Annotated in this window: 11 protein-coding genes; 7 read left to right on the top strand and 4 right to left on the bottom strand. The window is 59.0% G+C overall.

Annotated features, from left to right (window positions below; all coding sequences use genetic code 11):
- The first annotated feature begins 218 nt into the window (after positions 1-218).
- Positions 219-5,114, top strand: a complete 4,896-nt coding sequence (locus AC1DKH_RS22035; RefSeq protein WP_477799297.1) for an NAD-glutamate dehydrogenase — start codon at positions 219-221, stop codon at positions 5,112-5,114.
- Positions 5,115-5,289: 175 nt separating this feature from the next.
- On the opposite strand, the gene AC1DKH_RS22030 is transcribed toward AC1DKH_RS22035, so the two are convergent.
- The 4 genes from AC1DKH_RS22030 to pdxR form a co-directional block, all read right to left on the bottom strand.
- On the bottom strand, positions 5,290-5,997 hold the full coding sequence (locus AC1DKH_RS22030) for an ATPase (RefSeq protein ID WP_477799296.1): 708 nt from the start codon (positions 5,995-5,997) through the stop codon (positions 5,290-5,292).
- A gap of 229 nt (positions 5,998-6,226) precedes the next feature.
- A complete protein-coding gene (locus tag AC1DKH_RS22025) occupies positions 6,227-6,637 on the bottom strand; it encodes a cupin domain-containing protein (RefSeq protein ID WP_477799295.1) in 411 nt (136 codons plus the stop codon).
- Positions 6,638-6,829: 192 nt separating this feature from the next.
- Complete coding sequence (locus AC1DKH_RS22020; protein ID WP_108215849.1) at positions 6,830-7,123, bottom strand: putative quinol monooxygenase; 294 nt, start codon at positions 7,121-7,123, stop codon at positions 6,830-6,832.
- 123 nt (positions 7,124-7,246) lie between these two features.
- Positions 7,247-8,680, bottom strand: coding sequence for a MocR-like pyridoxine biosynthesis transcription factor PdxR (gene pdxR, locus AC1DKH_RS22015; RefSeq protein WP_477754546.1), 1,434 nt, complete (start codon positions 8,678-8,680; stop codon positions 7,247-7,249).
- Positions 8,681-8,885: 205 nt separating this feature from the next.
- Here pdxR and AC1DKH_RS22010 point away from each other — a divergent pair, with 205 nt between their 5' ends.
- From AC1DKH_RS22010 to AC1DKH_RS21985, 6 genes are all read left to right on the top strand, one after another.
- Positions 8,886-9,326 carry a carboxymuconolactone decarboxylase family protein gene (locus AC1DKH_RS22010; RefSeq protein WP_477799294.1) on the top strand — a complete coding sequence of 147 codons (441 nt, stop codon included), beginning with the start codon at positions 8,886-8,888 and terminating at the stop codon, positions 9,324-9,326.
- 73 nt (positions 9,327-9,399) lie between these two features.
- On the top strand, positions 9,400-10,377 hold the full coding sequence (locus AC1DKH_RS22005; protein ID WP_477799293.1) for a LysR substrate-binding domain-containing protein: 978 nt from the start codon (positions 9,400-9,402) through the stop codon (positions 10,375-10,377).
- 85 nt (positions 10,378-10,462) lie between these two features.
- Positions 10,463-10,984 carry a GNAT family N-acetyltransferase gene (locus AC1DKH_RS22000; protein WP_477799292.1) on the top strand — a complete coding sequence of 174 codons (522 nt, stop codon included), beginning with the start codon at positions 10,463-10,465 and terminating at the stop codon, positions 10,982-10,984.
- A gap of 115 nt (positions 10,985-11,099) precedes the next feature.
- A complete protein-coding gene (locus tag AC1DKH_RS21995) occupies positions 11,100-11,594 on the top strand; it encodes a hypothetical protein (protein WP_477799291.1) in 495 nt (164 codons plus the stop codon).
- Between the two features lie 174 nt (positions 11,595-11,768).
- Positions 11,769-12,479, top strand: a complete 711-nt coding sequence (locus AC1DKH_RS21990) for a dUTP diphosphatase (protein WP_477799290.1) — start codon at positions 11,769-11,771, stop codon at positions 12,477-12,479.
- Positions 12,466-13,860 (top strand): cytochrome P450, encoded by a 1,395-nt coding sequence (locus tag AC1DKH_RS21985; protein ID WP_477799289.1) that lies wholly within the window; start codon positions 12,466-12,468, stop codon positions 13,858-13,860. The genes AC1DKH_RS21990 and AC1DKH_RS21985 overlap by 14 nt, the downstream gene beginning before the upstream one ends.
- Positions 13,861-13,879: the final 19 nt, after the last annotated feature.

Here is a 13,879-nt window from a genome sequence, read left to right as displayed (position 1 = left end):
TGAGCACCCGTAAAGACATTGCGCTGCACCCGGCCCAGTCGTTTTTGCAGATGCCCATTCACGGAAGGTGAATGTGACTTGAGTGTCTCGTCCAGCTTCACCCACCTGTCACCCTGTTTCCTCTGCCCGAGAATCAGGAACAGGGTGACGGGTAGCCCCGAACAGGGGTTTTGCACGCGACGCTTCCATCAATAACAAGCCCAAGCGGAGTACCACAGATGGCGTTCTTCACCGCAGCCAGCAAAGCCGACTTCCAGCACCAACTGCAAGCGGCACTGGCGCAGCACATCAGTGAACAGGCACTGCCACAAGTGGCGCTGTTCGCTGAACAATTCTTCGGCATCATTTCCCTTGACGAGCTGACGCAGCGTCGGTTGTCCGACCTTGCTGGCTGCACCCTTTCTGCGTGGCGCCTGCTTGAGCGCTTCGATCACGCGCAGCCGCAAGTGCGCGTCTACAACCCCGATTACGAACGCCACGGCTGGCAGTCGACCCACACCGCGGTCGAAGTGCTGCACCACGACCTGCCATTCCTGGTGGACTCGGTGCGTACCGAGCTGAACCGCCGCGGTTACAGCATCCATACCCTGCAAACCACCGTGCTCAGCGTGCGTCGTGGCAGCAAGGGCGAGTTGCTGGAAATCCTGCCTAAAGGCACCCAGGGCGACGACATTCAGCAAGAGTCGCTGATGTACCTGGAAATCGACCGCTGCGCCAACACTGCCGAGCTCAATGTCCTGAGCAAAGAGCTGGAGCAGGTGCTCGGTGAAGTCCGCGTTGCCGTTGGCGATTTCGAGCCGATGAAGGCCAAGGTCCAGGACATCCTGACCAAGCTGGACAACAGCCAGTTCGCCGTCGATGCCGACGAAAAGAACGAAATCAAGAGCTTTCTGGAATGGCTGGTGGGCAACCACTTCACCTTCCTCGGCTACGAAGAGTTCGTGGTCAGCGATGAAGCCGATGGCGGCCACATCGTCTACGACAATGACTCCTTCCTTGGCCTGACCAAGCTGCTGCGCGCCGGCCTGACCTACGATGACCTGCGCATCGAAGACTACGCCGTGAACTACCTGCGCGAACCGACCCTGCTGACGTTCGCCAAGGCCGCGCACCCAAGCCGTGTGCACCGTCCGGCTTACCCGGACTACGTGTCGATCCGCGAAATCGACGCCAATGGCAAGGTCATCAAGGAATGCCGTTTCATGGGCCTGTACACCTCGTCGGTGTATGGCGAGAGCGTGCGGGTGATCCCGTACATCCGCCGCAAGGTCGAGGAAATCGAACACCGCTCCGGCTTCCAGGCCAAGGCTCACCTGGGCAAGGAACTGGCGCAGGTGCTCGAAGTGCTGCCGCGCGACGATCTGTTCCAGACCCCGGTGGACGAGTTGTTCAGCACCGTGATGTCGATCGTGCAGATCCAGGAACGCAACAAGATTCGCGTGTTCCTGCGCAAAGACCCGTACGGCCGTTTCTGCTACTGCCTGGCCTACGTGCCGCGTGACATCTATTCCACCGAAGTGCGCCAGAAGATCCAGCAAGTGCTGATGGATCGCCTGAAAGCCACCGACTGCGAGTTCTGGACCTTCTTCTCCGAGTCCGTGCTGGCCCGCGTGCAGCTGATCCTGCGCGTCGACCCGAAAAACCGCCTCGACATCGATCCGCTGCTGCTGGAAAAAGAAGTGGTGCAGGCCTGCCGCAGCTGGCAGGACGACTACGCCGCCCTGACCGTCGAAAGCTTCGGCGAAGCCCACGGCACCAACGTGCTGGCCGACTTCCCGAAAGGCTTCCCGGCCGGCTACCGCGAGCGTTTCGCAGCCCACTCGGCTGTGGTCGACATGCAGCACCTGCTGAGCCTGAACGAAAAAAATCCGCTGGTGATGAGCTTCTACCAGCCGCTGGGCCAGGTGTCCGGCCAGCGCGAACTGCACTGCAAGCTGTATCACGCCGATACCCCGCTGGCGCTGTCCGACGTTTTGCCAATCCTGGAAAACCTCGGCTTGCGCGTGCTGGGTGAGTTCCCGTACCGCCTGCGCCACAACAGTGGTCGCGAGTTCTGGATTCACGATTTCGCGTTCACTGCCGCCGAAGGCCTGGAACTCGACATCCAGCAGCTTAACGACACGCTGCAGGACGCATTCGTCCACATCGTGCGTGGCGATGCCGAGAACGATGGGTTCAACCGTCTGGTACTGACCGCCGGCCTGCCATGGCGCGACGTGGCGCTGCTGCGTGCCTACGCCCGCTACATGAAGCAGATCCGTCTGGGCTTCGACCTGGGCTATATCGCCAGCACCCTGAACAACCACACCGACATCGCCCGCGAGTTGACCCGGTTGTTCAAGACCCGTTTCTACCTGGCACGCAAGCTGGCCAGCGACGATCTGGACGACAAGCAGCAACGCCTGGAGCACGCGATTCTCAGCGCCCTGGATGACGTTCAGGTACTGAACGAAGACCGCATCCTGCGTCGCTACCTGGACCTGATCAAGGCCACCCTGCGCACCAACTTCTACCAGACCGATGCCAACGGCCATAACAAGTCGTACTTCAGCTTCAAGTTCAACCCGCACTTGATTCCCGAGCTGCCCAAGCCGGTACCGAAGTTCGAAATCTTCGTCTACTCGCCGCGCGTCGAAGGCGTGCACCTGCGCTTCGGCAACGTGGCTCGTGGCGGCCTGCGCTGGTCCGACCGTGAAGAAGACTTCCGTACCGAAGTCCTGGGCCTGGTAAAAGCCCAGCAAGTGAAGAACTCGGTGATCGTGCCGGTGGGTGCGAAGGGCGGCTTCCTGCCGCGTCGCCTGCCACTGGGCGGCAGCCGTGACGAGATCGCGGCCGAGGGCATCGCCTGCTACCGCATCTTCATTTCCGGCCTGCTGGACATCACCGACAACCTGAAGGACGGCGCCCTGGTGCCGCCGGCCAACGTCGTGCGTCATGACGACGATGACCCGTACCTGGTAGTGGCTGCGGACAAGGGCACTGCGACCTTCTCCGACATCGCCAACGGCATTGCCATCGACTACGGCTTCTGGCTGGGTGACGCGTTTGCGTCCGGTGGTTCGGCCGGTTACGACCACAAGAAGATGGGCATCACCGCCAAGGGCGCGTGGGTCGGCGTACAGCGCCACTTCCGCGAGCGCGGCATCAATGTCCAGGAAGACAGCATCACTGTGGTGGGCGTCGGCGACATGGCCGGTGACGTGTTCGGTAACGGCTTGCTGATGTCCGACAAGCTGCAACTGGTCGCAGCGTTCAACCACCTGCACATCTTCATCGACCCGAACCCGGAGACGGCATCGAGCTTCGCCGAGCGTCAGCGCCTGTTCGACCTGCCGCGTTCGGCCTGGTCGGACTACGACACCAGCATCATGTCTGAAGGCGGCGGCATCTTCTCGCGCAGCGCGAAAAGCATCGCGATTTCCCCGCAGATGCAAGAGCGCTTCGATATCCAGGCCGACAAGCTGACCCCGACCGAACTGCTGAACGCCTTGCTCAAGGCTCCGGTGGATCTGCTGTGGAACGGTGGTATCGGTACTTACGTCAAAGCCAGCAGCGAAAGCCACGCCGATGTCGGCGACAAGGCTAACGATGCACTGCGCGTGAACGGCAACGAACTGCGCTGCAAAGTCGTGGGCGAGGGCGGTAACCTGGGCATGACCCAACTGGGTCGCGTCGAGTTCGGCCTCAATGGCGGCGGTTCCAACACCGACTTCATCGACAACGCCGGTGGCGTGGACTGCTCCGACCACGAAGTGAACATCAAGATCCTGCTGAACGAAGTGGTTCAGGCCGGCGACATGACCGACAAGCAACGTAACCAGTTGCTGGCGAGCATGACCGACGAAGTCGGTGGTCTGGTGCTGGGCAACAACTACAAGCAGACTCAGGCCCTGTCCCTGGCAGCCCGTCGCGCCTTGCCGCGGATTGCCGAATACAAGCGCCTGATGAACGACCTGGAAGGCCGTGGCAAGCTGGATCGCGCCATCGAGTTCCTGCCGGCCGAAGATGCAATCAACGAGCGCATCGCGGCAGGCCATGGCCTGACCCGTGCCGAGCTGTCGGTGCTGATCTCGTACAGCAAGATCGACCTCAAGGAGCAGCTGCTGGGCTCCCTGGTGCCGGACGACGACTACCTGACCCGCGACATGGAAACCGCTTTCCCGCCAACCCTGGTGAGCAAGTTCTCCGCGGCGATGCGTCGTCACCGTCTGAAGCGCGAAATCGTCAGCACCCAGATCGCCAACGACCTGGTCAACCACATGGGCATCACATTCGTTCAGCGACTCAAAGAGTCGACCGGCATGAGCCCGGCGAACGTGGCCGGCGCCTACGTGATCGTGCGCGACATTTTCCACCTCCCGCACTGGTTCCGTCAGATCGAGAACCTGGACTACCAGGTCTCCGCCGACGTGCAACTGGAGCTGATGGACGAGCTGATGCGTCTGGGCCGCCGCGCCACGCGCTGGTTCCTGCGTGCCCGTCGCAACGAGCAGAACGCTGCACGTGACGTCGCGCACTTCGGTCCGCACCTGAAGGAGTTGGGTCTGAAGCTCGACGAGCTGCTCAGTGGCGAGATCCGTGAAAACTGGCAGAGCCGTTATCAGGCTTACGTCGAAGCCGGTGTTCCGGAGCTTCTGGCGCGTATGGTGGCTGGCACCTCGCACCTGTATACCCTGCTGCCGATCATCGAGGCTTCCGACGTGACTGGCCAGGACCCGGCAGAGGTGGCCAAGGCCTACTTCGCCGTGGGCAGCGCGCTGGACATCACCTGGTACATCCAACAGATCAGCGCTCTGCCGGTTGAAAACAACTGGCAGGCCCTGGCCCGTGAAGCGTTCCGCGATGACGTCGACTGGCAGCAACGTGCGATCACCATCTCGGTCCTGCAACAGGGCGATGGTACCCGGGACGTGGAAACACGCCTGGCGCTGTGGATGGATCAGCACGAGAGCATGATCGAACGCTGGCGCGTCATGCTGGTGGAAATCCGTGCCGCCAGCGGCACCGACTACGCCATGTACGCGGTGGCCAACCGCGAACTGCTGGACCTGGCGTTGAGCGGTCAAGCGGTAGTGCCTGCCGCTGTCGCCGCCGAGCTGGAACCGGCTGCCTGATCAGGCGTTGAATGAAAAAGCCCCGCATCGAAAGATGCGGGGTTTTTTTTTCCTGAATTTTTGCAGTGAAGGGTAGGTCCCCATCGCGGGCAAGCCCGCTCCCACAGGTTTTGTGAACACCGAAGAACCTTGTAGGAGCGGGCTTGCCCGCGATGGGGGACTAAGGATCAACTAATTACTGGAAGACTGAAGAATTTTCAGTGCTCATCGAGACATTACTTGTCGGGCTGGTCAGTAAATTACTGAGCGACTGATCAAATTTTTGCAGCGCCCTGACTTGCACGTTCTGTTGTTCATTAATGTCCGCAACTATCTCTTCACTGCGTTTATAGTCGGCCCATACCGGACTTAGTGCCTTGGCGTCATGCCCTTGTGCAGTACCGATGTAGTTGAAGTTCTTGTCATAAAAGTCCGCACGGACATCCGCCTGGATATCCGAACTGCGGGAGGTCATCAGTTGACTGCGGGTGTCGACCACTGCCATCACATCCGGTTTCGCTGCCCTGAGGCTCTGAATGTCCGGGTATACGATAACCGAGCCAAATTGCCGCTGCAGGGAGGCCTTGACCCAATCCACGGCCTGGTCTGGCCTGGAGGTGGCTACGTAGGCGTCATGAATCGGCTGCACCAGCAGGCTCTGGCCGAAACCGGTGCCGGCGTTGGCTTGATAATCCCGAAGGTAGGCACGATTGGTCTGAGTGGATTGGCTGTAGATAACGCCCAACGAAACTTGGCTACCGTTGGTAATGCTGGTGGCACCGCTGCGGCCCACCGGTTCGGTGAAGATACCGTTCAGCGAAGAGATCGCCGTGGGCGCGGTGGGGATCGAGCAGCCGGTTAAAACAACAGCCATGGTCAACGTACTGGCAAGCGCAAGTTTCATGGTGTTTCTCCAGTGAAACAACTTCAGTCGAAAGTTAAAGTTGCCGGCGTGGTACCGGCGGTGACTCAAGACTAAACCCTGAATGATTTATTTAAATAGCCAATACCTGCACTTGTCCGGTGGCCAATAGTTTTGTTTGGTTTAAAAGTTCTCGGTTAATTGCGTGAGGAAATTAAAAGGCCCGAATCCGTGATTCGAGCCTTTTTATTTATAGCTGTACGTTCAGCCATCAGTGTTCCAATGGGATCAACACTTTCTCGTCCGGGGCCAAAACCATGAATACCAGCAACTTGGCAGGCTTGGTTGCGCTGGCGTTTTTCGACACCAGGTGTTCCGACCCCGCCGGCTCATACCAGAACTCACCGGCCTTGTAGGTTTTCGCCGGCTCGCCCTTGACCTGAGAAACGATTGCTCCCGAAATGACATAGGCCATGGTGGTGCCATCGTGTTTATGGGCGATGGACGACTGGCCGGGCTGGTAATCGACTTCGATCATCAGCGCTTTTTTACCGGGGACGTTCTTCAGCATTTCGTCCTGCAGGACAGTGACCTTTTCCGCAGGATCATGGGCAAAAGCCGATGCACAAAACATCAGGACCAGGGCGGCAAGGGGGGCAGCACAGAAGCGCAACACGTTCATGGTTCGTTACCTGCGGTGGTTGGTTGTTGCAATCCACAGTAGTGCGCAAGTGGTAACGATCAAACAGCCAATATTCGGGAAGGCGAGGGGACCAATTAACCGGCGTTAAAAGCAAAGATCGCAGCCTGCGGCAGCTCCTACGGAGAATTCCGTGTGGGAGCTGCCGCAGGCTGCGATCTTTTGATCTTGTTTTTAAACGATCGGAAAACTGTTGAAGTCCACGGCATTGGCCAGTTGGCTATCGATCAGGCTGATAAAGCCCTGGACCTGCGGGCAGTTGAAATGTGATCGCATGGCCGCTTCCGATTGCCAGTGGGCGCTGACGGTCCAGCGATTGGTGTCCTCGGGGCAGCGGTCGACCATATAGGATTCGCAGCCCGGTAGTTCACGCAGGGTTTCGACAATCTTTTGCAGTTGCTTACCCAGTTCATCCGAGCGGCCGGCGGCGGCCTGTACCTGTACGGTATTGATCACTTCATGGGACATTGCTCACACTCCTGAATCAGGCCGGACGAATCCTGCTCATTGAGGGATAACGCCTATGCAGGATAGGCCTGCCCCCGGGGACCGCCAATAGCCAATCGCCGGATAAAGCCGCAGGCCAATCCTTCAGGCTACCTGCTGCAGAATGTCGCGCAAACGGTCCAGGGCAATGTCGATGTCGAGGGTTTCGATGGCGCCAAAACCGAAGAAAAGCCCGGCCCTGGGCGCTTGCTGATAGAAAAAGCTGTCGATGGCATAGAGCCCGACTTCGACTTTTTTCGCCAGTTCGATCACCAATGGAATATCCATCGGCACTTTGCACATCACCACCAAGTGGAAACCGGCGGTGGTCGGCACCGCCTCCAGCCAGGGCGAAAGATCGCCGGCCATGCGCGCCAGGATTCGCTCGCGGCGCCCGGCATAGATCGTATGGCAGCGCCGGATGTGCTTGAGCAGGCAGCCTTCGGCGATGAACTTGGCCAGCGCCCATTGTGGCAGGGTCGAAGTGTGCAGGTCGGTGAGCTGTTTGGCACGCACCACGGCCTCGAGGATCGCTGGCGGCAGGATCGCATAGCCCAGACGCAGTTCCGGCAACAGGGTTTTCGAGAACGTTCCGACGTACGCGACGATCCCCCGTTCATCCATGCTTTGCAGGGAGTCGGCAGGACGGCCCTCGTAGCGGAATTCGCTGTCGTAGTCGTCCTCGATGATGATCGCGCCCAGCTCATGAGCCTTGGCCAGCAGGGCTACCCGACGCGCCGGGCTCATCGGCATGCCCAGCGGAAACTGGTGCGAAGGGGTGACGTAGATCAGGCGCGTACCGCGAGGAATCTGGTCCACCACAATGCCTTCGGCGTCCACCGGCATGCCAATCACCGTGGCGCCATGGCTGCCGAACAGCAGCCGCGCCGGTGGGTAGCCTGGGTCTTCCATGGCGACCAGGCTGCCTGGACTGATCAGCACCCGTGCGATCAGGTCCAGCGCCTGCTGCGCGCCGTTGCACACCACCACATCCTCATCCTGGCAATTGACCCCGCGGGAGAACGCGATGTGCCGGGCAATGGCGTTGCGCAGGGCTGGCAAACCCTCTGGCAGACTGTAGAGGCCTTTGGAACCGGCAATCTGGCGCAGTGCGTGAGAGGTGCAGCGTCGCCAGTCATCCTGAGGAAACTGGCCCTTGCTGGTGGCGCCGCCGATGAAGTCGTAGCGTAGCGAGCCCTCAAGCGTCGGGTGACGCAGAAACACCGGCAGGTTGCGCCAGGACTCGATCACCTCGAAACCGGCAAGCTCGCAATGGCTCTGTTTACGCTGCACCTTCGAAGTGCGCGCGTTGACGTAAGTGCCTTTGCCGACCACGCCGGTGAGGAAGTTTTCGTAGGTCAGTTGGGCGTAGGTATCGGAAATGGTCTTGCGCGAAATACCCAATTGCCCGGCCAGCAAGCGGCTGGGCGGCAGTTGCGTCCCGGCGGTCAGGCGACCGGACTCGATGGCGCTGCGCAGTTGGTTGTACAGCTGGCCGGCCAGGTCCTTGCGGCCGTTGATGACAACATGTAGTTCCATACCGGCGAGGCTCCGGGGCTGTTGAGGCGCGTGTGCGTCGCGCAAGATTACCCCTATCAGCTGGTGGTACAGAAGTTGTGCAGTGGAAAAATCGTCAATTGGTCTGGTGGCGGTGGTCCCCGGGGAAATCGCCTGATTGGATCTGTCTTGCCTGCGAGCCAGCGACTACCGTGAAGGTCACATCAATGCTGCACGAGATCGCTCCATGACCCCCCGCCTGGATTATTACAGCGCGTCCCCCAAAGCGATGAAAGCCATGATCGCGATGGAGGCCCTGACCAGCAGCCTGAGCATCGAGCAGGGCCTGCTGCACCTGATCAAGATTCGTGCTTCGCAGCTCAATGGCTGTGCCTTCTGCACCGACATGCATTCGGTGGATGCACGGCGCCTGGGCGAAAGCGATCGGCGCCTCTATTCCATAGTGGTCTGGCGCGACAGTAATTTTTTCAATCCGCGGGAAAGAGCCGTGCTGGCCTGGACCGAGGCGGTCACCTTGCTCTGCGAAAGCCACGTGCCGGACGATGTCTACGCCCAAACCCGGGAGCAGTTCAGTGAAAGCGAAATGGTCGACTTGACCATCGCCATCACCACCATCAACAGCTGGAACCGCCTGGCCGTGAGCTTTCGTCAGACGCCCAGCACCTGAGTCTTTGTCATGGCAGGTTCATGAACGACCCGCAGGATGCAACTGTCAGTGTCAGATCGACAGGGAGTCCTCGATGTCAGTCATGGAAACCAGCACCCGCCAGGGGGCTACCGAGTATCGTGTAGCCATTGATAAAAACACCTCCTGGCGCCAGTTGGCAGCAGGTATCGACCCCGAACTGGCGCTGTGTTTCACCGCCAGCGCCCGTTGCGGTTGCTTCATGCAGGCCGCCCGCAGTCTCAACCTCAAGGCCACCCGCCTGCGCAGGCAACTGGTGCTGCTGGAGACGCAGCTCCAGTGTTCATTGTTCAACCATTCAGACAATGGTTTCAGCCTCAGCCGCGATGGCTTGCGTTTGCACGCACAATTGATCGCCCTGGCCCATGAGCGCAATTTGCCGGTGATCGAGCAGCCGTTGATTCGCCTGGCCGTGGCGGATTCGATCCTGCATGACATTCTCGGACGCGGCCTGGTTGCACTGCTGCGGCGCAACGCCAGCGTGCGGCTGGACATCATCACGCTCGACAGCGAATTGTCATTGCAGGCGGTCAGCGCCGACGTGGTGGTGTGGCTGGGCGAGACCGAGTCTCCGTTACCGGGGCCAAGCTTTGCCACCACTGAACCCCGGCGTCTGGTGCAACTGGATTACCTGGCGCACATTGCCAAGCGCTACTCGCGGGTCGCTTCCAGGCCGGAATGCCTGGATGACCTGGCCGATTTTCTCCTGGTGCAATGGCAGCAGGACGGCCATGTAGAAAGCTTGCGGCCATGGAATGCGCTGGTGGATCAGCGCCTGGCCGGAGCGGTGCAGCTGCAATCCTGGGAGCTGATGCTGGAGATGATCCGTTGCAGTGCCTGCATAGGTCTGCTGCCGCACTACATGAGCCACTTCGACCGCGGGCTGATCGCCTTGCCGGGCCTGTTTGACCAGCCGATGCGACGTCAGGTGTGGATGGCGGTCAACGCCCATTCCGGGGACGACGCGCGGGTAAGGATGATCGTCGAATTGATCGAAAACACCTTCAGCGAGCGCCGGGCGTGGTTTGAATGAAGATGTTTTGGCAAGCTGCAATCGCCACAAAGGTTTCGTCCGTTATAGAGTGAACGGCCATGTCTGCTTCAAGGATGATTCACCCATGCCAGCCACCGAACCCGTTATCACCCTCGAGCGCTTCAACGAGTCCCATATCGAAGGCATCACGGCGCTGTACAACGACCCGGAGATCGCCCGACAAACCCTGCAAATGCCGTTTCAGTCCACCGAGCTCTGGCGCAGTCGCCTGGCGCTGGATAACGAACGCCTGCTGAAAGTGGTGGCCCTGCATCAAGGGACGGTCATTGGCAACATTGGCCTGGAGCAGTTCTCACGCATTCGTCGCAGCCATGCCGGCAGTTTCGGCATGGGCGTTGCGGTGGCGTGGCAGGGCAAGGGCGTGGGTTCGAAGCTGCTCGCGACGGCGCTGGATATCGCTGACAACTGGATGAATCTGCAGCGCATCGAGCTTTCAGTGTACGCCGACAACGAAGCGGCCATTGCCCTGTACCGCAAATTCGGCTTCGAAACCGAGGGGCTTTTCCGTGATTACGCCGTGCGCGACGGCGTGCTGGTGGACACCTTGAGCATGGCGCGCCTGCGTCGCCCGCCCAAGGCCGGTTGAGTCAGTCACCCAGGGCAAACTTCTGGCGTACCTCCCGGCTGTTAGTTGCACACCGGCTGCACGCATCTGCCATGCTCAATGTCCGTAGCACCGCTGCAACCAAAGGAACACTGCAATGGACGATGTACAGCAACTGGGTGAAATGCTGCGCCACTACGCGGAAAGCGAAGCGCACAAGAAGCAACTGTTTGAGTCCCAGTCGGCCGATTGGACAGCGCGTATTGGTGGGCTGTTCGATCAGATCCAGCAGTGGCTGGAACCGGTCAAGGCACCTGACCTGCTCGAAGTGAAACGTGAAGTGTATGTCGCGTCGGGGCCGAGTGTTCCGGTGGAGACCTCTCCATTCAAGACCGAAAAGCTGAGCATCCTGATCGCCGGCAAACCGGTGGAATTCGTACCGGACGTGATGGGTGTCGGCGGACAGATTTCGTTGGCGGTGATGGGATTCACGGCGGCGCGGTATGGCAGTGTTTCGCTGGTTTGCCTGCCGCCGTCGGACAGCTGGCAGTGGCGCAAGACCAATGGCCTGAAAGACCCGGACACCTTTGCCTTCGATGCGAACTTTCTGGCGCAGCAGTTGCAGAGTCTGATTCCCCGCGAGCGCAGCTGATTGTTGTCAATTTTGTGATTGGCAGGTAACCCTGTGGGAGCGGCGATTAGGGTAGCTGAATCTGTAACGTGGTTTCCTACGTACATATCCGAAAAAGCTGATAGTTGCTCTGATTCCGAGATGACACTTTGTTCAGCTCTTGAATGGGTGGTCAGATCAAAGAGGTTTCATCGGATGGAGGGAATTTCGTTTGAACAGGCTCTGTCGCTGGTCTCATGGCAGAACAGTCTCAATTGCCTGGTGGATCCGGACTGGTCCCGTGCTCGGTATCCTTATCTGCGTGGCGTTCTGGCTGAAACCGCCGAGGCCATGGACCATCACGGCTGGAAGTGGTGGACTCCCCAGGCCCCCGATCCGCAACAGTTTCAATATGAACTCATGGATGTATTGAGCTTCTTCCTCTCCCATCACATCAGTGAAAATCGCGGTGACCTGAGTATTTCCGCTCGCGCCCTGGTCGGGCAATCAGATCCCGAAGTGAAACATTATCTGTTCGACAAGCGCGTGATTGACCTGAAGGCCTGTGATGTCCTGCAGCTATTGGAGTGGTTCGCGGGCCTGGCGATTTTTGGAGTGGCTGCCTTGCCTGTGCTGGAGCGCATATTTTGCCTGTCGGGGCTGAGTGACTGGGACGCTGTAGTTTCAACGTACCGCGAAAAATATGAATTGCATGTGTTTCGACAACGCAATGGATACAAATCGGGTGAGTACCGGAAAAACTGGAAAGGAAAAGAAGACAGTCTGCATCTCGCTGAACTCGTCCAGAGCAGAGGTCGCACAGGTGCCAGTCAGGATTGGCAACTCGATCAAACATTAAAAAATGCCTATTTACGCCTGACCTCTCGAAATGATGTCGAACCAGGGGGTAGCAATGCCTGCGATTGAACAACTTCCCGGACCCGCCGGATTGCCGTTGCTCGGTAATGCATTGCAACTCAAGTCATCGCAGGTCTACAGGCAACTATGCGAGTGGGCGGACCGATATGGCTCTATCTATACATTCAGAATCGGTTGGCGCCGTATTTTGGTTATTTCCGATGCGGCACTGATCGGCGAGTTGTTGCGCAATCGTCCGGAAAAGTTTCGTCGATGGAGCAAAATGGAAGAGCTGGGCCTGGAAGTTGGAGCCGATGGCGTGTTTGTGGCCGAGGGACAGAAGTGGCGGCGCCATCGCGAGTTGGTTGTGCCGACATTTGACAAACTGCATGTCAAACATTTCTGGAGTCGACTGGAGATAGTCACGGAACGCCTTGAGAACCATTGGCGCGCGCGCGCTATCGCCCGGCGGGCGTTTGATATTCGCCAGGATTCGATGAGCTATACGGTCGACATCGTTGCCGGGTTTGCCTTTGGTCATGACCTGAACACCTTGAATGACAGGGACAGCGTGCTGCAGGGGCACCTGTCGCAGTTCTTGCACACGGCTGCGCGGCGTCAGGCCGCGATATTTCCCTATTGGCGTTACCTGAAGTCTCGGTTGGACCGCAAGTTCGACGCATCCCTTGCGCAAATAAACCAGACAGTCAATGAAATGATCGCGCAGGCGCGCGTGCGTATTGCAGCCGATCCCTCGCTTTGCGAGCGCCCGGGTAACATGGTTGAAGCATTGGTTGCCTACCAGAACAACAATGACACCGGAGCCCTGAGCGATGGCGAGATTGTCGGCAATGTGCTGACTTTCCTGTTGGCGGGAGAGGACACCACTGCAAATACGATTGCCTGGACGATTTACTACATGGCCCGTCACCCCGATATTCAGCGTGAGATGCAGCGCGAGGTGGACAGTGTCATCGGTGCCGGCACCCGGTTGAGCGACATAAAGCAAATTGACGAGTTGCGCTACGTCAACGCAGTCATACAGGAAAGCATGCGTCTCAAACCGGTGTTTCCGCTCCTGACGCTTGAGCCTAACCAGGATGTGGTGATCGACAATGTGTCGGTGACCCGAGGCACCCCGTTGTTTCTGTTGCCGGGCCACCTGGGACAGCAGTCTGGCTGCTTTACCGATGCCTGGCAGATGCGCCCCGAACGCTGGCTCGATGACGCACGCTATGTCGATGACAACCACAAGGCCTTCATGCCCTTTGGATCCGGGCCTAGGTATTGCCCCGGTCATCGCCTGGCGAAACTGGAGTGCCTCATGGCCATCAGCACATTGGCCAGGAACTTCCATGTGCTACCGGACCCGGACGCCGTTGAAACGAGTGAAGTTTACGCCTTCACCCTTTGCCCCTCGCATGTGGCGGTACTGCTGAGCAAGCGTTGAACCTACCCGGAAATAAACC

The sequence above is a fragment of the Pseudomonas sp. 05L36 genome (genome assembly GCF_056398125.1).
The sequence above is the reverse complement of the archived record's forward strand: the minus strand, read 5'-3'. Positions and strand labels throughout refer to the sequence as shown.

Excerpts from the sequence above, each read along its gene's own strand:
- AC1DKH_RS22035 (WP_477799297.1), top strand. The coding sequence starts at position 219 with ATGGCGTTCTTCACCGCAGCCAGCAAAGCCGACTTCCAGCACCAACTG.
- AC1DKH_RS22030 (WP_477799296.1), bottom strand. The coding sequence starts at position 5,997 with ATGAAACTTGCGCTTGCCAGTACGTTGACCATGGCTGTTGTTTTAACC.
- AC1DKH_RS22025 (WP_477799295.1), bottom strand. The coding sequence starts at position 6,637 with ATGAACGTGTTGCGCTTCTGTGCTGCCCCCCTTGCCGCCCTGGTCCTG.
- AC1DKH_RS22020 (WP_108215849.1), bottom strand. The coding sequence starts at position 7,123 with ATGTCCCATGAAGTGATCAATACCGTACAGGTACAGGCCGCCGCCGGC.
- pdxR (WP_477754546.1), bottom strand. The coding sequence starts at position 8,680 with ATGGAACTACATGTTGTCATCAACGGCCGCAAGGACCTGGCCGGCCAG.
- AC1DKH_RS22010 (WP_477799294.1), top strand. The coding sequence starts at position 8,886 with ATGACCCCCCGCCTGGATTATTACAGCGCGTCCCCCAAAGCGATGAAA.
- AC1DKH_RS22005 (WP_477799293.1), top strand. The coding sequence starts at position 9,400 with ATGTCAGTCATGGAAACCAGCACCCGCCAGGGGGCTACCGAGTATCGT.
- AC1DKH_RS22000 (WP_477799292.1), top strand. The coding sequence starts at position 10,463 with ATGCCAGCCACCGAACCCGTTATCACCCTCGAGCGCTTCAACGAGTCC.
- AC1DKH_RS21995 (WP_477799291.1), top strand. The coding sequence starts at position 11,100 with ATGGACGATGTACAGCAACTGGGTGAAATGCTGCGCCACTACGCGGAA.
- AC1DKH_RS21990 (WP_477799290.1), top strand. The coding sequence starts at position 11,769 with ATGGAGGGAATTTCGTTTGAACAGGCTCTGTCGCTGGTCTCATGGCAG.
- AC1DKH_RS21985 (WP_477799289.1), top strand. The coding sequence starts at position 12,466 with ATGCCTGCGATTGAACAACTTCCCGGACCCGCCGGATTGCCGTTGCTC.